This is a genomic window from Variovorax sp. PBS-H4, assembly GCF_901827205.1.
Lineage (GTDB): Bacteria > Pseudomonadota > Gammaproteobacteria > Burkholderiales > Burkholderiaceae_C > Variovorax.
The window spans coordinates 916,088-932,034 of sequence record NZ_LR594675.1 but is presented as its reverse complement, the minus strand read 5'-3'; the positions used below and the strand labels follow the sequence as shown (position 1 = coordinate 932,034).

14 protein-coding genes are annotated in these 15,947 nt (G+C 68.4%); 11 read left to right on the top strand and 3 right to left on the bottom strand.

What is annotated here, in order from left to right:
- Positions 1-17 precede the first annotated feature (17 nt).
- From E5CHR_RS04435 to E5CHR_RS04395, 9 genes are all read left to right on the top strand, one after another.
- Positions 18-926 (top strand): amidohydrolase family protein, encoded by a 909-nt coding sequence (locus E5CHR_RS04435; protein WP_162578559.1) that lies wholly within the window; start codon positions 18-20, stop codon positions 924-926.
- A gap of 13 nt (positions 927-939) precedes the next feature.
- Positions 940-1,947: a Bug family tripartite tricarboxylate transporter substrate binding protein gene (locus E5CHR_RS04430; protein WP_162578558.1), complete on the top strand. Its 1,008-nt coding sequence runs from the start codon at positions 940-942 to the stop codon at positions 1,945-1,947.
- A 65-nt stretch (positions 1,948-2,012) separates the two neighbouring features.
- Complete coding sequence (locus tag E5CHR_RS04425) at positions 2,013-2,699, top strand: RraA family protein (protein WP_162578557.1); 687 nt, start codon at positions 2,013-2,015, stop codon at positions 2,697-2,699.
- On the top strand, positions 2,696-3,667 hold the full coding sequence (locus E5CHR_RS04420) for an NAD(P)-dependent oxidoreductase (protein WP_232061949.1): 972 nt from the start codon (positions 2,696-2,698) through the stop codon (positions 3,665-3,667). The genes E5CHR_RS04425 and E5CHR_RS04420 overlap by 4 nt, the downstream gene beginning before the upstream one ends.
- Before the next feature lie 79 nt (positions 3,668-3,746).
- Positions 3,747-4,727 carry a Bug family tripartite tricarboxylate transporter substrate binding protein gene (locus E5CHR_RS04415; protein ID WP_162578555.1) on the top strand — a complete coding sequence of 327 codons (981 nt, stop codon included), beginning with the start codon at positions 3,747-3,749 and terminating at the stop codon, positions 4,725-4,727.
- Between the two features lie 103 nt (positions 4,728-4,830).
- Positions 4,831-5,787 (top strand): tripartite tricarboxylate transporter substrate binding protein, encoded by a 957-nt coding sequence (locus tag E5CHR_RS04410; RefSeq protein ID WP_162578554.1) that lies wholly within the window; start codon positions 4,831-4,833, stop codon positions 5,785-5,787.
- Between the two features lies 1 nt (position 5,788).
- Positions 5,789-6,658 (top strand): amidohydrolase family protein, encoded by an 870-nt coding sequence (locus tag E5CHR_RS04405; protein ID WP_232061948.1) that lies wholly within the window; start codon positions 5,789-5,791, stop codon positions 6,656-6,658.
- A 24-nt stretch (positions 6,659-6,682) separates the two neighbouring features.
- Positions 6,683-7,612, top strand: coding sequence for an SMP-30/gluconolactonase/LRE family protein (locus tag E5CHR_RS04400; protein ID WP_162578553.1), 930 nt, complete (start codon positions 6,683-6,685; stop codon positions 7,610-7,612).
- A 4-nt stretch (positions 7,613-7,616) separates the two neighbouring features.
- Positions 7,617-8,546: a hydroxyacid dehydrogenase gene (locus E5CHR_RS04395; RefSeq protein WP_162578552.1), complete on the top strand. Its 930-nt coding sequence runs from the start codon at positions 7,617-7,619 to the stop codon at positions 8,544-8,546.
- Between the two features lie 286 nt (positions 8,547-8,832).
- Here the strand turns inward: E5CHR_RS04395 and E5CHR_RS04390 are convergent, their stop codons facing one another.
- A complete protein-coding gene (locus E5CHR_RS04390) occupies positions 8,833-10,398 on the bottom strand; it encodes a methyl-accepting chemotaxis protein (protein ID WP_162578551.1) in 1,566 nt (521 codons plus the stop codon).
- 213 nt (positions 10,399-10,611) lie between these two features.
- Between E5CHR_RS04390 and E5CHR_RS04385 the strand changes: the two genes are divergently transcribed.
- Entirely contained in the window at positions 10,612-10,920 is a 309-nt protein-coding gene (locus E5CHR_RS04385; protein ID WP_162578550.1) for a DUF1330 domain-containing protein, read from the top strand.
- A gap of 710 nt (positions 10,921-11,630) precedes the next feature.
- Here E5CHR_RS04385 and E5CHR_RS04380 read toward each other — a convergent pair.
- Both E5CHR_RS04380 and E5CHR_RS04375 read right to left on the bottom strand, forming a co-directional pair.
- The gene (locus E5CHR_RS04380) at positions 11,631-12,752 is read right to left on the bottom strand and encodes a saccharopine dehydrogenase NADP-binding domain-containing protein (RefSeq protein WP_162578549.1); all 1,122 of its coding nucleotides are present in this window, start codon (positions 12,750-12,752) and stop codon (positions 11,631-11,633) included.
- Complete coding sequence (locus tag E5CHR_RS04375; protein ID WP_162578548.1) at positions 12,749-13,663, bottom strand: LysR family transcriptional regulator; 915 nt, start codon at positions 13,661-13,663, stop codon at positions 12,749-12,751. Before E5CHR_RS04375 ends, E5CHR_RS04380 begins: the two co-directional genes overlap by 4 nt.
- A 145-nt stretch (positions 13,664-13,808) precedes the next feature.
- Here E5CHR_RS04375 and E5CHR_RS04370 point away from each other — a divergent pair, with 145 nt between their 5' ends.
- Entirely contained in the window at positions 13,809-15,947 is a 2,139-nt protein-coding gene (locus E5CHR_RS04370) for a 3-hydroxyacyl-CoA dehydrogenase NAD-binding domain-containing protein (protein ID WP_162578547.1), read from the top strand.

The window sequence follows — 15,947 nt, the reverse complement described above, 5'->3', positions numbered from 1 at the left end:
TTTCGGCAACCGACGTCATGCACACGCGCCTTCAGGTCCCACGGCCAGTGCCTTTCTCGGACGGCACTGCGCCGCCGCGCACGGCCATGCCGGCGGGTGCCTGCGACTGCCATGTGCATGTGTACGACGCGCGTTTCCCGACAACGCCCGATGCCCGGCTGCTGCCGCCCGACGCCTCGGTGGACGACTACCGCCTGCTGCAGCAGCGCATCGGCACCGTTCGCGCGGTGCTGGTCGCGCCGTCCACCTACGGCATCGACAACCGCTGCATGCTCGCGGGCCTTGCGGCACTCGGCGATGCCGCACGCGGGGTGGCCGTGCTCGACGAGACGGTGTCCGACGAGGCGCTGCAGGCGCTGCACGCCCTGGGCGTGCGCGGCATCCGTTTCAACTTGTCGCTGGGTGCGCACCCGCCCGCCGGGTCGCTGCGCCCGATGGCCGAACGCATCGCGCCGCTGGGCTGGCACCTCCAACTGCTGGCAGCGCCCGACACGCTGCTGAGCTTGGCGCCGGTTCTGCGCGATCTGCCGGTGGCCCTGGTGTTCGATCACCTCGGGCGCATCGCGCCGGCCGACGCCGGCCGCCATGCCGCACACGCGCTGGTGCTCGACCTGCTGCGTGAAGGCCGCGCCTGGATCAAGCTGTCGGGCGGCTACATCGTCAGCGCCACGCATCGCACCGACGATGCCGCGCTCGACGTGCTGGCGCGCAGCTACCTGCAGGCCGCGCCCCACCGCGTGGTCTGGGGCAGCGACTGGCCGCATGCCACCGCATCCGCCGGCCGACATCCCATGCCGGACGACGCGGCACAGGTCGACGCGCTCGCACGCTGGTGCAGCGACGAAGACACGCTGTGCCGCGTGCTGGTGGACAACCCCGCCGCCCTGTACGGCTTCACGCCGGCCAGCCCGCTTTCCCTTTCTTGACGACACAAGCGACATGAACATCAAAGACACAGCCACGCCCTTCTCCCGCCGCCACGTGCTCGCACTGGCCGCGGCGGCCAGCCTCACCACCATGGCGCCGCTGGCACGCGCGCAGGGCCAGTGGCCCACCGGCAAGGTGATCACCTGGGTCGTGCCGTACCCGCCCGGCGGCAGCACCGACGTGCTGGGCCGCAGCGTGGCGCAGCGCATTTCCGCCGCACTCGGCACCAACGTGATCGTGGACAACCGCGCGGGCGCCACCGGCACCATCGGTGCGGCCTACGTGGCCAAGTCGGCACCCGACGGCTACACCCTGCTGGGGACCTCGATCGGCCCGCAGGCCATTGCGCCGCACCTGATGGGCAAGCTGCCCTACGACCCGATCGCCGGCTTCGAGCCGGTGGTCACCATCGGCACCATCCCGCACATCCTGGTGGTCGGTGCGAAGCAGCCTTTCAAGACCGTGGCCGAACTGGTCGCCGCAGCGAAGGCGCAGCCCGGCAAGCTGGCCTACGCCTCCGGCGGCAGCGGCACCATCCTGCAGATGCAGGGCGAGTTGCTGAGCCAGCAGACGGGCGCGAAATTCATCCACGTGCCCTACAAGGGCGACACCCCGGCATTGCAGGACACCCTGGGCGAACAGGTGCAGTTCATGTTCGCGCCCGTGGCCGCCGCGTTGCAGCACGTGCAGAGCGGCAAGCTGCGCGCCCTGGCCGTGACCTCTTCCGCGCGCCTGAAGGCGCTGCCCGACGTGCCGACCATGAGCGAGTCGGGCATGACGAACTTCGTGGTGGAGCAGTGGCAGGCGGTCTTCGCGCCGGCTGGCACGCCCGCCGATGTGGTCGGGCGGCTCAACGCCGAGATCAACAAGGCGCTCAAGAGCGACGACATCGTCGCACTGGCCAACCGCCTGGGCGTCACGCTGGTCGGCGGCACGCCTCGCCAGCTCGGCGAGATGCAGAAGGCCGACTCCGCCAAGTGGGCCAAGGTCATCCGCGACGGAAACATCAAGCTCGACTGAGCTTGCGCCGCCGCAATCCCATTTCTCCGTCTCCATCTCAGACCGTCTTCACACAGGACCATCCCATGAGCCAGTGCCCAGAAATCATCCGCGACATCGAACGTGTCGCCCCCGAAGTCGTTGCCCAGGCGAAGACTTTTCAGGCCGCCATCCTGGCCGACGTGGCCGGCCGCCGCGGCACCATGCATGCGCGCGTCGCGCCGGTGGACAAGCAGATGATCGTCGCCGGCCCGGCGTTCACCGTCGAAGTGCGCCCCGGCGACAACCTGATGATCCACGCCGCGATCGCCCTGGCTCAGCCCGGCGACGTGCTGGTCATCGACGGCAAGGGCGACCAGACCGCCGCGCTGATGGGCACGTTGATGCTCAGCGCCTGCAAGAAGCGCGGACTGGCCGGCGTGATCGTCGACGGCGCCATCCGCGACAAGCTCGAGATCCTGGAGCTCGACTTCCCCGTCTTCAGTGCCGGCTTCAACCCCGCCGGCCCCACCAAGTACGTGCCCGGCCGCATCAACCATCCGATTTCCGCAGGCGGCATCACCGTGAACCCGGGTGACCTGGTCGTCGGCGACGCCGATGGCGTGACGGTGATCGAGCGCGCCAAGGCGCCCGGCATGATGGACCTGGCCGTGAAGAAGGTGGCCGACGAAGCAGCGCGCCTGGACGCCATCGGTCGCGGCGACACCGCCAGCAAATGGCTGCCAGCCGCCCTGCGTGCAGCTGGCGTGTTGAAGGAAGGCGAATCGCTGTGAGCGCCCTGCCTGTTTCGACCGCTTCCGCCACAAAGAAGCCGCGGGTGCTGGTCACCGGCGCCGACCTCGCGCCCCAGGCACTGGCGCTGCTCGACGGCTACGAGGTCGTCTACGCCGGCAAGACGCCGACGGCCGACGACATCGTGGCGCTCTGCGGTGCAAATGACCCGGTCGCGATCATCGTGCGCTACAACGGCGTCAATGCCGCCGCCATGGACGCGGCACCGTCGCTCAAGGTGATCTCCAAGCACGGCAGCGGCACCGACACCATCGACAAGGCCGCAGCTGCCGCACGCGGCATCGCGGTGCGCGCCGCCGTCGGCGCCAACTCGGCCGCGGTGGCCGAGCAGGCGCTGGCACTGCTGCTGGCCTGCGCCAAGTCGGTCCCGCAGCTCAACGACCGCATGCATGCCGGCCACTGGGACAAGGCTACGCACAAGAGCCTCGAGCTCGGCGGCCGCACCATCGGGCTGGTGGGCCTCGGTGCCATCGGCCGGCGCTTCGCGAAGATGTGCGACGCCATGGGCATGAAGGTCATCGGCTTTGACCCGTTCGCGAAAGACCTGCCCGACCACATCCGGGTGGTGGACATGGAGACCCTGTTTCGCGCATCGGACGCTATCTCCCTGCACTGCCCGCTGACCGACGAGAACCGCGGCCTGCTCAATGCCTCCAGCCTCTCGCATTGCAAGAAGGGCGTGATCGTGGTCAACACCGCGCGTGGCGGTCTGATCGACGAACCCGCGCTGCTGGCGGCCGTGCAGAGCGGCCAGGTGCGCACCGCCGGGCTCGACAGCTTCGCTATCGAACCGCTCGCAGCCGACAACGTGTTCAAGGGCCAGCCGGGCTTCATCCTGAGCCCGCACATCGGCGGCGTCACGAGCGACGCCTACGTGAACATGGGCACCGCAGCCGCACGCAATGTGCGCTCGGTGATCGAGGGGGTCGAGCCCTCGGCCATCGCCTGAGCGGGCACGCACCCCGACAGCGCCGCCCCAGGCTTCCGCGGGGAGCCGGGCGGCATCCGAATACCGAAGGAGACACGACATGCATTTCCCTGTCCGCACCACGGCCGTCCTGGCCCTGCTCGGCCTCGCCGCCATCGCACCCCTCGCGCAAGCGCAGGACAACTATCCGACCAAGCCGATCCGCCTGGTCGTCGGCTTTCCCGCCGGCGGACCGACCGACGTGGTCGCCCGGGCCTTCGGAGAGTTCGCCGCGCGTTCACTCGGCCAGCCGGTCGTGGTCGACAACAAGCCCGGCGCCAACACCATCCTCGCGGCCGAAGCCGTGGCCTCCGCGCCACCCGACGGCTACACCCTGCTGCTGGGCGCACTCAACCACACGATGATCCCGGCGCTCTACAGCAACCGGGTCAAGTTCGACGCGCTGCGTTCGTTCGTACCGGTGTGCTCGATGGCCGTAAGCCCCACGGTGCTGGTCGTCGGCCCGTCGATGCCGGTCAAGACGCTGTCCGAGTTCCTCGCGGCGGTGCGCGCCAAGCCTGGCGAGCGCACATACGCGACACCTGGCAGCGGCAGCGGCGGCCACTTCGCGAGCGAGCAGTTCAACCGGCTCGCCGGCACGCGGATGAACCACATCCCGTACAAGGGTGCGGCGCAGGCCGTGACCGACCTGATGGGCGGCCAGGTGGACAGTTCTTTCGCCACGCTCGGCTCGGTCATTCCGCAGGTGCAGAGCGGCAAGCTGCGCGCGCTGGCCGTGGCGTCGCCGCAGCGCTCGCCGCTGCTGCCGGACGTGCCGACCTTCGAGGAATCTGGCGTCAAAGGCTACTCGGCCGATGCGTGGTACGGCCTGCTCGCGCCGGCCGGCACGCCGCCCGAGATCGTCGCGAAGCTGACGAAGGCGTCCGCCGACTTCGCCCGCGTACCGGCCACGGCCGAGAAGCTGCGAGGCCTCGGCATGCAGCCGCAGAACACCTGCGGCGGCGCGTTCACCGCACAGCTCGACGGCGAGATCAAGGCGGCGACGAAGACGGCGCGCGAACTGGATCTGAAGCTCGACTGAGCGCGGTCGATCGCCCGACATGCCGGAACGGAGACACTCATCCGCACCGTCGGCACCAAGGTCGACTGATCACGGCCGCCCCCACTTCCGAAGAGACCGACCCATGAAAAAACTCCTGAAATCGATCGTCCTGGCCTGCGCCGTGATTGCCGGCGCCGCGCATGCGGCCTTCCCCGAGCGCACCATCACGATCGTCGTGCCCTACGCGCCCGGTGGTGCCGCCGACGCGCTGGCCCGGCAGCTCGCGGTGCGCATGGGGACCCGGCTGGGCACCAGCGTCATCATCGACAACCGTCCGGGCGCCAGCGGCACCATCGGACAGGCCTTCGTGGCGCGCGCGCCGGCCGACGGCTACACCATGCTGTACGACGCGACGCCGTTCTCCATCAATCCCTCGCTCTACGCGAACCTGAGCTTCACGGTGAAGAGCTTCCAGCCGCTGTCGCTGGTGTCGCTCTCGCCCAACGTGCTGATCGTGCGCAAGGACTCACCGATCAAGGACCAGAAGGACCTGGTCGCCAAGGCCAAGGCCGAGCCCGGCAAGCTCACCTTCGCCTCGGGCGGCAGCGGCACGGTGCAGCGCCTGGCGGCCGAGTTGTATCGCCAGGGCCTGAACCTGGACATGCTGCACGTGCCCTACAAGAGCGGCGGCCCGGCGATCTCCGACGTGATGGGCGGGCAGGTCGACTTCATGTTCGGCACGCTGGCCGCGAGCTACCCGCTGGTGACCTCCGGCAAGCTGCGCGCGCTGGCCATCACGTCGCCCAAGCGCTCGACGCTGCTGCCCGACGCGCCGACCGTGGCCGAGTCCGTGCTGCCCGGCTACGAAGCGTACGAATGGAACGGCCTGCTGCTGCCCGCCGGCACGCCCGACGCCGTGGTGCAGCAGTTGCACAAGGCGGTCGCCGAATCGTTGCAGGAAGAAGAGCTGAAGAAGCGCTTCGCCGACATGGGCGCCCAGCCGGTCGGCAACACGCCGGCCGAGTTCGCCGACTTCCTGCAGAAGGAATCGGCCAAGTGGTCGGCCGTGATCCGCAAAGGCAATATCAAGGTCGACTGACGTGGCAGGCATCGTCGTACCGCATTCGGCCGGCATCTCGGCGCCCGCGCGCACGCTGCCGGCGGGCGCTTGCGACAGCCACATGCACATCTTCGATCCGCGCTTCCCACCGTCGCCGCACTGGCGCCGCACGCCGCCGGTGGCCGACGTGCCGGCCTACCGGCTGCTGCAGCAGCGCATCGGCACGACGCGCACCGTCGTCGTCACGCCGTCGACCTACGGCGTGGACAACCGGTGCACCCTGGCCGCGCTGGCTGAACTCGGCCCGCAGGCACGCGGCGTGGCCGTGGTCGATGCGGACGTCGACGCCGCCGAGCTGCAGCGCCTGCACCGGCACGGCATCCGTGGCCTTCGGGTCAACTTCTACAGCCCGCAGTCCTGGGGCGTGACCACGCCGCAGATGCTGACCACGCTGGCTGACAAGGTCGCCGCGCTCGGCTGGCACATCCAGGTGCTGGCGCGGGCGGGCACGCTGGTGGAACTCGCGCCGGTGCTGCGGTCGCTGCCGGTGCCGCTGGTGATCGACCACCTCGGCATGATCGCCTCGATGGACGGCGCGGACGGCGACGCGCTCGCGCTGGTGCGCGCGCTGCTCGACGGAGGCCGAACGTGGATGAAGCTCTCCGCCCCGTACATCGAAGCGGGCACCGGTGCAGCGGGCCGCGAAGCCAGGGACGAGGTGGCACGAACGCTGCTGGCCGCTGCCCCCGAGCGCATGCTCTGGGGCAGCGACTGGCCCCACACCGTGGCCCCGGCCGGCAGCGTGGACGACGCGCAACTGCTCGACCGGTTTCGCAGCTGGTGCGCCAACGACCGGCAGATGGACCGCATCCTCGTCGACAACCCCGCCGCCCTGTACGGCTTCGACTGACCCCACCGACATCACGTCTCCGCCATGTTGCTGCTCCAGCCACCCCAGGTCGCCGACCTCCAGCCCTTCACCCGCCTGCCAGACCGGTTCCGCGAGCGCCAGCACAGCGACTGGAGCCGGGCCAACCGGGGCGGCCATCCGACGGACTCCTTCCTCGAAGGCCCCGTGGTCGACGACCAGGGCAACTTGTATGTGACCGACATTCCGTTCGGCCGCATCTTCCGCATCGACGCAGCGGGCGAGTGGACATTGGTCACCGAATACGACGGCGAACCCAACGGCATGAAGCTGATGGATGTGCATACCCTGCTCATCACCGATTACAAGAACGGCCTGATGCGCCTGGACCTCGGCAGTGGTCGCGTCGAGCCCTGGCTGGAGCGCCGCAACAGCGAACGCTTCAAGGGCGTGAACGACCTGGTCTTCGACAGCCAAGGCAACCTGTACTTCACCGACCAGGGGCAGACCGGCCTGCAGGACCCGACGGGTCGCCTCTACCGGCTGCGCCACTCGGGGCAGCTGGACCTGCTGCTGGACAACGTGCCCAGTCCCAACGGCGTGGCGCTATCACCGGACGAGAGGGTGCTGTATCTCGCGGTGACGCGCGGCAACTGCGTTTGGCGCGTGCCGCTGCTAGCGGACGGCAGCGTCTCCAAGGTGGGTCAGTTCTTCACCTCCTACGGCGCCAGCGGCCCCGACGGCCTTGCCGTAGACCAGAACGGCAGGCTGCTCGTGGCCAACCCGGGCCTGGGCTACGTCTGGGTGCTGAACACACGCGCCGAGCCCGAGCTGGTGCTGCGCGGCGCGCCGGGTGCGTCGATCACAAACCTTGCCTTCGGCGGTCCCGCGCGCCGCACGCTGTACGTCACCGATTCCACCCACGGCGCGGTGCTGCATGCAGAGCTCGGCGTGCCGGGTCTGGCGCTGCATCGTGCGGCTGCAGGGAGCAAGTAGCGCCATGACCACCGACACCATCGTCGTCACCGAAGCGAAGATCCATCCGGACGCCGTCGCCCTGCTGGCCGGCTACCGGCTGGTCTATACCGGCGCCACGTTCGGCCAGGACGAGCTCGTCGCGCTGTGCGAGCGCGAGCAGCCAGTCGCGATCCTCGCGCGCTACGGCCGGATCGATCGCCGCGTGCTCTCGGCCTCGCCGCGCCTGAAGGTGGTCGGCCGCCACGGCATCGGCATGGACGCCATCGACCAGCAGGCCGCCCGCGAACTCGGCATCGCGGCCGTGGCGGCCATCGGCTCCAACAGCCAGGCCGTCGCCGAACACACCCTGGGCCTGATGCTGGCCTGCGCGCGCCGCATTCCATGGCTGAATCGGCGGATGCACGACGGCCACTGGGACAAGGCCGACTACATGGGGTTGGAGCTGTCGGGCGCGACGCTCGGCATCGTCGGCTGCGGCTCGATCGGTGCGCGGGTGATGCGCATCGCCCTGGCCATCGGCATGAACGTGCGGGTGTGCGATCCGTACATCGAACCGTCCACCTTGCCTCCGGGCGTGGTCCTGTGCGCCCTGGAGGAACTGCTGCCACTTTGCGACGTGCTCTCGCTGCATTGCCCGCTGGACGATGCCACCCGAGGGCTGCTGGACGCGCGCCGCATCGGCCTGCTGCGGCAGAACGCCATCGTCATCAACACCGCCCGCGCCGGCCTGATCGACGAGGCGGCGATTCAGGCCCGGCTCCGGGCCGGCCACCTGCAGCTAGGCATGGACTGCTTCGCGGTCGAGCCGATGGCCGAAGACTCACCGTGGCGCGACGCCCCGAATGCGGTCCTCACGCCCCACATCGGCGGCACCACTGGCGGCGGGCTCCGCGGCATGGCGGTGGGCGCGGCGGCAAACATCATCAAGCACCTCCAGCGACCACACATGTGAACCACCGCAACCAAGCTCGCGCTCAAGCAGCGCGCGGCTGGCTAAGGGCCTGCATGGGCAAGCCTGCGTTCGCTGGACTGATGAAGCTTTGGCAGCTGCCCGCCTGGCCTCTAGCGGGTCTACACACCTTCGGGCATAACGCGCTTGTCGCCTTGCTTGCCAATGGCAATACTGCTTCGATGGCATTGCCTCGGGGATGGAAAGAAAAAGGCGCAATCCGCCAACGAGCGTCAAGGACTGCTCTTGGCCGAACTGTTCACCGCTTCCATTCGCAAAGCACGAAGCTCTAGGCTTGGCCGCGCTCCAGCCTGAACACGCTGACCACCTGCGACAGGCCGCCGGCCTGCTCCTGCATCGACTGCGCCGCGGCCGAAGCCTGTTCCACCAGCGCGGCGTTCTGCTGTGTCACCTGGTCCATCTGCGCGATGGCCTGGTTGACCTGTTCGATGCCCGCGGTCTGTTCCTGGCTGGCGGAGGTGATCTCACCCATGATGTCGGTCACGCGACGCACGCTGGCGACGATCTCTTCCATGGTCTTGCCGGCCTCCCCCACCAGCGCGGTGCCCGCGTCCACCTTGCCGACCGAGTCGTCGATCAGGCCCTTGATCTCCTTGGCTGCCGCCGCGGAGCGCTGCGCCAGGTTGCGCACTTCGGAGGCCACGACCGCGAAGCCGCGCCCCTGCTCGCCGGCGCGCGCGGCTTCCACCGCCGCGTTGAGCGCGAGGATGTTGGTCTGGAAGGCGATGCCGTCGATCACGCCGATGATGTCGACGATCTTCTTGGACGAGGCATGGATCGAAGCCATGGTGTCGACCACCTGGCTCACGACGTCGCCGCCCTTCACCGCCACTTCGGATGCCGAGACGGCGAGCTGATTGGCCTGGCGCGCGTTGTCGGCGTTCTGCTTGACGGTGCCGGTCAGTTGCTCCATCGACGCCGCGGTCTGCTCCAGCGAGCTGGCCTGTTCCTCGGTGCGGGACGAGAGATCCTGGTTGCCCGAGGCGATCTGCCCCGACGCGGTCGCAATGGTGTCGGTGCCGCTGCGCACCTCGCCCACCACCTTGGCCAGGCTGTCGTTCATGTCGCGCAGCGCCTGCATCAACTGCCCCGTCTCGTCGCGCGAGTTCGCCACCACCCGGCTGCTGAGATCGCCCGACGCCACCGTCTGCGCCACCGCGACCGCCGCGTTGAGCGGGCGGGTGATGGAGCGCGTCAGCAGGACGGCCGTGGCCACCCCCGCCAGCAGCGAGAGCCCGCTGATCAGCATGATCACCCACTTCGCATTGCCGTAGGCCGCCTGCGCGGCGGCCACGCTCTGGTCGGAGCCTTCCTTCAGCAGCTTCTCGAACGCAGTGACGTGGGCGATCACCTGGGTCAGCAGCGGCATGCACTCCTGCGTCAGCGCGCGGACGGCGTCCTCGGTCTTCGCGGATGTGGCGAGCGATACCACCTTGCCAGCGATCGGCAGGTACCTGGCCTCGAGGGCCTGCAGCTGCTCGAACATGCGGCGTTCCTCGGCGGTTGCGGCAGCGGGGTCCTTCAGGATGGCCGCGAGCCGCTCCATGCCCTTGTCGATCTGCGCCTGGGAAGACTTGACGCGCCCCAGGTCGCTCTTCTGCAGGGCCGGGTCGGTGACCAGCGCAAGGTTGCGCGCCGCGATGGCGCGCTCGCCGATGGCAAACTGCACACTCCCGAGCGCGTAGCGCTTGCCTGCCCCGATCTCGTTCGTGATGCGGATCTGGTCGGACAGCGTGGCCATCTGGCTCAGCCCGATGGCGGTGATGGCAAGTTGCAGCACCAACAGCAGGGCGAAACCCAGCCCCAGCCGCGCGCTGATCTTCCAGTTCTTCATTGGTGGGATCCCTCGAGAAGTTGTGGTGGCCCGCGCTCACGCGCGGTTGATAGATTCTTGGTGATGCCGGGTAGAAGCAAATGGCGGATCAAGGCCGAGAAAAGGCCCCACCTCGGCCTGCGGCCTGGCGGCAAGGGCCAGCCACGCCCACGGAGCTTGCCCTGCAGGGCGCGCCTCCGCGAAACTCGCACTCCTCACGCTTCGGAGAATCGCATGGCAAAGGGATACTGGATCGCGCGGGTCGATGTTGCCGACCCGGAAAAGTACAAGGCCTACGTCGCGGCCAACGCCGAGCCGTTCCGCAAGTTCGGCGCACGCTTCCTGGTGCGCGGGGGCGAGTTCGAGAATCCGGAAGGGAGCAGCCGCAGCCGCAACGTGGTTCTCGAATTCCCTTCCTATCAGGCTGCAGTGGACTGCTGGAACTCGCCGGAGTATCAGGCGGCCATCGCGCTGCGGGCGTCGCCGGTGTCGACCATCGACCTGGTCATCATCGAGGGCTACGACGGACCGCAGCCGGGCTGATTCGTGCGATGGACGTCGTCCGGGTTCATGGCATCTTCGACACAGGGGCGATATTCCGGGTGATGTTGCATCGGTTCATGCCGGGAAGCGCGGCTGTCTGTGCGGATGTGGTGGGGCAGATGGGTGCGCTGGTGTCGAGGGCGCCGTGAGCGGCTTGTCTCGTGTCTGCCACGCCAGAACGTCTGCGGCCTGAGCCGCCAGGAATGCCTCCAACCGCCGGAATCTCTTGACCGTGGCGCGAACAAATATCCAGTTCACGATGGGCTCCATCAACCACGCGACCGCAGTGGGTGCGACGGCAAACGTGTAGGTGTAGACCAGCATTGAGCTCCCGTGCTCGAGGTCTACGTGGCGCATGGACGCTGCCCAGCGGGCAAACGGGAATGACCGCCCCACCATGGTCGCTGCAGCAAGCAGCGGTGGTTCGTAGGACACGAATTTTGTCGACATCGATAAGGCGCGCAGCAAGCCACCTCCTGTGTTCTTACTGACGGCGCCCACGGACGGACAAGGAGCGCCGTCTTGAATCCTCGTTCTCGATACGAGCGAGTCCCAATGGATCCGCCACCGGTGGTAGTGGAAGGCATCGAACACGACCGACGCTGGAGCCGGCATCACAAATTCAAGTTTCTCATGTGCCATACAAGGATCCAGTCAAGACCAGCCTGGCGGCCAAACGAAGTGCATTCGCGGAAGAAGATACAGGACGCTCACTCCGTGGCATCGGCACCTCCCTCTTCCTTGTCGGTCCGCATGCCCCAGCGAGCGAACTCCGGAGCAAAGTCTTGGAGCGTCAAGTAACGCGCGGCCGTGAATGCCCCGACCGGGAGGGCAGCCCCGCGGGCCAGGCGCCGGGCGAGCAGGATTGCCGCCATACACGGTATCTCCGGACCATGGTCGTCGTCGGCGGCGATATGCCAGGCCGCTGTCGTATCGCGGCCATCCCCATCGCAACCGGACACTCGAACCACCATGCCGCCCAAGCGCGACCCAAAGGCGTTGAAGATTTGTCCGGCCCTGTTCAGCGCGCTCGCCCAACGAGCCGGCTGGGGAATCAGCTTCGCAGCCCGCAACGCGGCCATCAAAGCCAGAATGCGCTGCGACATTCCGACCTCGACGGCAGCCCGAAACATGACCCTGTCGCGCACGCCATACAGGCTCGGGAAGAGTTCTAGATCAGGAATGTCGCACAGCGCACCGAGGCGGGATCGCAGGCGGGCAAAGCGTTCGCGGTGCAAGTGCGCCCAGCCTCGCCGCGTCTGCCATCGACCTTCCAGCCAGACGGTCACTTCTTCACCGCAGTAGCTGAGGACGCCGGCCAGCGTCGCATCGCCGCGCGGCGCAGTCTGTGCAGGAGCAATGCAGATGTCGATGTTGTGGATGCGCTTCCAGCCGACGCAGAGGGCGTCTATGACAGCCGAGGACAGCGCAGGCACAGTGCTCGCGCCACTGATGCCCGTACGGCCAGCGTGGCGAAATGCTGTATCCAGCGCGGAGGGGAAATCGCACACGAAGCGGCGGCCGTCGGCCAGGTCCAAGTAGTGCGCACGGGCTTCTGCGGCCGCCATGGCAACGCCGTACCCCTGTTCCTGGAAGGGGCCGGCAGCATGAATGACCAGGTTCACGCCCAGCGCCGCAAACTGGCCGGCCAGCTCGGCCGTCCTCAGATCAAGTGCCAACGCGGTGGCCCGCGGCCCGAGCTCCCGGGTCAGGTCTGATGCTTTACCGGCGTCCCGCCCGGCTACCAACAGCTCGATGTCAGGATCAGATGCCAACGCCCGGCAGATCCGCGCGCCGAAGTTGCCGTAGCCGCCGAGAATCAGGATCTTCATAGGTGAACTGGGGATGCCGCAGACACCCCCCGAGCCCGCTCCAGGATGAACTCAATGAACGTCCGCGTCGCCCTCGTGTGCTGCCGGTTCGGCATGTAAAGCATGAACATCTGCGTGCCGAAGATGCTGAGCCGCCAGTCGTCCAGCGTGGTCAGCACCTCGCCGCGCCGCACGTCCTCCTGCACCACGTAGTCGGGCACCAGCCCGATGCCCAGGCCGGCGAGGATGGCCTGGCGCAGGAACAAGAAGTTCTCGGAGATCAGCGTCGGCTCCAGCACCACCTCGCGTCGCTCCTCGCCCTGGTAGGCCGACATGCGCAGCTGCCGGCCGATGACGGCCGCGGTCACCACCGGCGCGCTGCTCAACTGGTCGAGCTGCGTGGGCATGGCGTGTTCCTCGGCGTAGGCGCGCGAGGCGCAGGCCACGTAGCGCACGGGCCCTAGCGCCCGCGCCACCAGGTTCTGCGGCGGCTCGGGAATCACGCGGACCGCGATGTCGACTTCGTCGCGCAACAGGTCCTCGATGCGGTTCTCGAACAGCACGTCGAGCACGATGCCGGGGTAGAGCCGCTTGAAGTCGATCAGCCAGTCGGACATCACCAATTGCCCGTAGCCGCTGGGCACGCTGAGCCGCACCCGCCCCACCAGCCCCTGGCCCAGCGAAGAAGCCGATTCGCGCGCCGCCTGCAGCTCGCTCTGGATCGCGAGGCCATGCTGGTAGAGCCGCTGCCCGATCTCGGTGGCCTCGGCGCGGCGCGTGGTGCGGCGCACGAGCTGGGCGCCGACGGAGCGCTCCAGCTGGTTCAGGTGGTAGCTGACGTTGGCGCGGCTCATCTTGAGCCGGCGCGCGGCGGCGCTCAGGTTGCCGGCATCGAGGATCTCGACCAGCAGGGTCAGCGACTGCAAATCCATGGTGGCGGAATTCTGTCAAAGATTCCTTGACAGTCTGTCAACGGCTCATGCAATTGTCAAAACACGAGGGCTGTCCAAGAATGCTGGGTTCACCCCAGCCACTGGCGAACCGGCGCAGGTTCGCCCTCTCACGGAGACACCCTACATGGCCACGCCCGCCACTTCTTCCTCTTCCGTTGCCGAACCCGTCCGCTTCGAGCGCCAGGCCGATGTGCTGGTCGTGACCATCGACAACCCGCCGGTCAACGCGCTCGGCGTGGACGTGCGCCGCGGCCTGGTCGCCGCCATGGATGCAGCCGAGGCCGATGCCGCCGTGGCCGCGGTGCTGCTCGTGGGCTCGGGCCGCAACTTCATCGCCGGTGCCGACATCCGCGAGTTCGGCAAGCCGCCGCAGCAGCCCTCGCTGCCGGAGGTCTGCGCCCGCATCGAAAGCCGCAACAAACTGGTGATCGCCGCGATCCACGGCGCGGCGCTCGGCGGCGGGCTGGAGATCGCGCTGTCGGCGCACTACCGCCTGGCCGTGCCTTCCGCCAAGCTGGGCCTGCCGGAAGTGCAGCTGGGGCTGATGCCCGGCTCCGGCGGCACGCAGCGCGCGCCGCGGCTGATGGGCGTGAAGGCCGCACTCGACCTGATGCTGAGTGGCCGCCACGCCAGCGCAAAGGAAGCGATGAACCTGGGCCTGGTCGATCGCCTCGGCGAAGGCGCCGATGCACGGGCCGAAGGGCTGGCCTTCGCGCAGGAGCTGGCCAAGTTCAAGGGGCCCGTGCGCCGCTCGCGCGATGCGACGCTGGCGCTGACCGACAAGGCGGCGCAGCGCGCCGCGCTCGAAGCGGCCCGCGCCGAGACCGCGAAGAAGAGCCGGGGCCTGTTCTCGCCGATGAAGATCGTCGAGGCGGTCGAGGCCGCCCTCACGCTCCCCTTCGACGAAGGCATGGCGCTGGAGCGCAAGCTCTTCCTGCAGTGCATCGACAGCCCGCAGCGCGCCGGCCTGATCCATGCCTTCTTCGCCGAGCGCGAGGTGCTCAAGGCGCCGGAGACCAAGGCGGCGAAGCCGCGCCCGGTCGAATCCTGCGGCATCGTCGGCGGCGGCACCATGGGCGCGGGCATCGCGGTCGCCATGCTCGATGCCGGCCTGCCGGTGACCATGGTCGAGCGCGACGAGCCCAGCCTCGCACGCGGCCGCGCCCATGTGGAGAAGGTCTACGACGGCCTGATCCAGAAGGGCCGCATGACGGCCGAGGGCAAGGCGGCGGTGATGGCGCGCTTCTCGGGCTCGCCCGCCTATGACGCGCTCGCCCAGGTCGACCTGGTGGTCGAGGCCGTGTTCGAGGACATGGCGGTCAAGAAGGCCGTGTTTGCCGAGCTCGACCGCGTGTGCAAGCCCGGCGCGGTGCTGGCCACCAACACCTCGTACCTCGACATCGACGAGATCGCGGCCAGCATCTCGCGCCCTGCGGATGTGCTGGGGCTGCACTTCTTCTCGCCGGCCAACATCATGAAGCTGCTGGAGATCGTGGTGCCGGCCAAGGTCAGCGCCGACGTGGTCGCCACCGGCTTCGAGCTGGCGAAGAAGCTGAAGAAGACGCCGGTGCGCGCCGGCGTGTGCGACGGCTTCATCGGCAACCGCATCCTCGCGGTGTACCGGCAGGCGGCCGACCACATGATGGAAGACGGCGCCTCGCCCTACCAGATCGACCAGGCGGTGCGCGACTTCGGCTACCCGATGGGGCCGTTCCAGGTGTCCGACCTGGCGGGCGGCGACATCGGCTGGGCCACGCGCAAGCGCAAGGCGGCCACGCGCGACCCGAAGGCGCGCTACGTGCAGATCGCCGACCGCATCTGCGAGCGCGGGTGGTTCGGCCAGAAGACCGGGCGCGGCTATTACCTGTACCCCGAGGGCGCGCGCACCGGCACACCGGACCCGGAGGTGGAAGCGATCATCGCGGCCGAGCGCCAGCGCGCCGGCATCACGCCGCGCACCTTCACCGACGAAGAAATCATGCGCCGCTACATGGCCGCGATGATCAACGAGGGCGCCAACGTCGTGCACCAGCGCATCGCGCTGCGCCCGCTGGACGTGGACGTGACCTTCCTCTACGGCTACGGCTTCCCGCGCCACCGCGGCGGGCCGATGAAGTACGCGGACACGGTGGGCCTGCCGAAGGTGCTGGCCGACATCCGCGAGTTCGCCAAGGAAGACCCGCTGTTCTGGAAGCCCTCGCCGCTGCTCGTCGAGCTGGTCGAGCGCGGCGCAGACTTCGCGAGCCTGAACCAATCCGAGTAA

Excerpts from the sequence above, each read along its gene's own strand:
- E5CHR_RS04430 (WP_162578558.1), top strand. The coding sequence starts at position 940 with ATGAACATCAAAGACACAGCCACGCCCTTCTCCCGCCGCCACGTGCTC.
- E5CHR_RS04375 (WP_162578548.1), bottom strand. The coding sequence starts at position 13,663 with ATGGATTTGCAGTCGCTGACCCTGCTGGTCGAGATCCTCGATGCCGGC.
- E5CHR_RS04400 (WP_162578553.1), top strand. The coding sequence starts at position 6,683 with ATGTTGCTGCTCCAGCCACCCCAGGTCGCCGACCTCCAGCCCTTCACC.
- E5CHR_RS04415 (WP_162578555.1), top strand. The coding sequence starts at position 3,747 with ATGCATTTCCCTGTCCGCACCACGGCCGTCCTGGCCCTGCTCGGCCTC.
- E5CHR_RS04425 (WP_162578557.1), top strand. The coding sequence starts at position 2,013 with ATGAGCCAGTGCCCAGAAATCATCCGCGACATCGAACGTGTCGCCCCC.
- E5CHR_RS04380 (WP_162578549.1), bottom strand. The coding sequence starts at position 12,752 with ATGAAGATCCTGATTCTCGGCGGCTACGGCAACTTCGGCGCGCGGATC.
- E5CHR_RS04385 (WP_162578550.1), top strand. The coding sequence starts at position 10,612 with ATGGCAAAGGGATACTGGATCGCGCGGGTCGATGTTGCCGACCCGGAA.
- E5CHR_RS04410 (WP_162578554.1), top strand. The coding sequence starts at position 4,831 with ATGAAAAAACTCCTGAAATCGATCGTCCTGGCCTGCGCCGTGATTGCC.
- E5CHR_RS04395 (WP_162578552.1), top strand. The coding sequence starts at position 7,617 with ATGACCACCGACACCATCGTCGTCACCGAAGCGAAGATCCATCCGGAC.
- E5CHR_RS04390 (WP_162578551.1), bottom strand. The coding sequence starts at position 10,398 with ATGAAGAACTGGAAGATCAGCGCGCGGCTGGGGCTGGGTTTCGCCCTG.
- E5CHR_RS04435 (WP_162578559.1), top strand. The coding sequence starts at position 18 with ATGCACACGCGCCTTCAGGTCCCACGGCCAGTGCCTTTCTCGGACGGC.
- E5CHR_RS04370 (WP_162578547.1), top strand. The coding sequence starts at position 13,809 with ATGGCCACGCCCGCCACTTCTTCCTCTTCCGTTGCCGAACCCGTCCGC.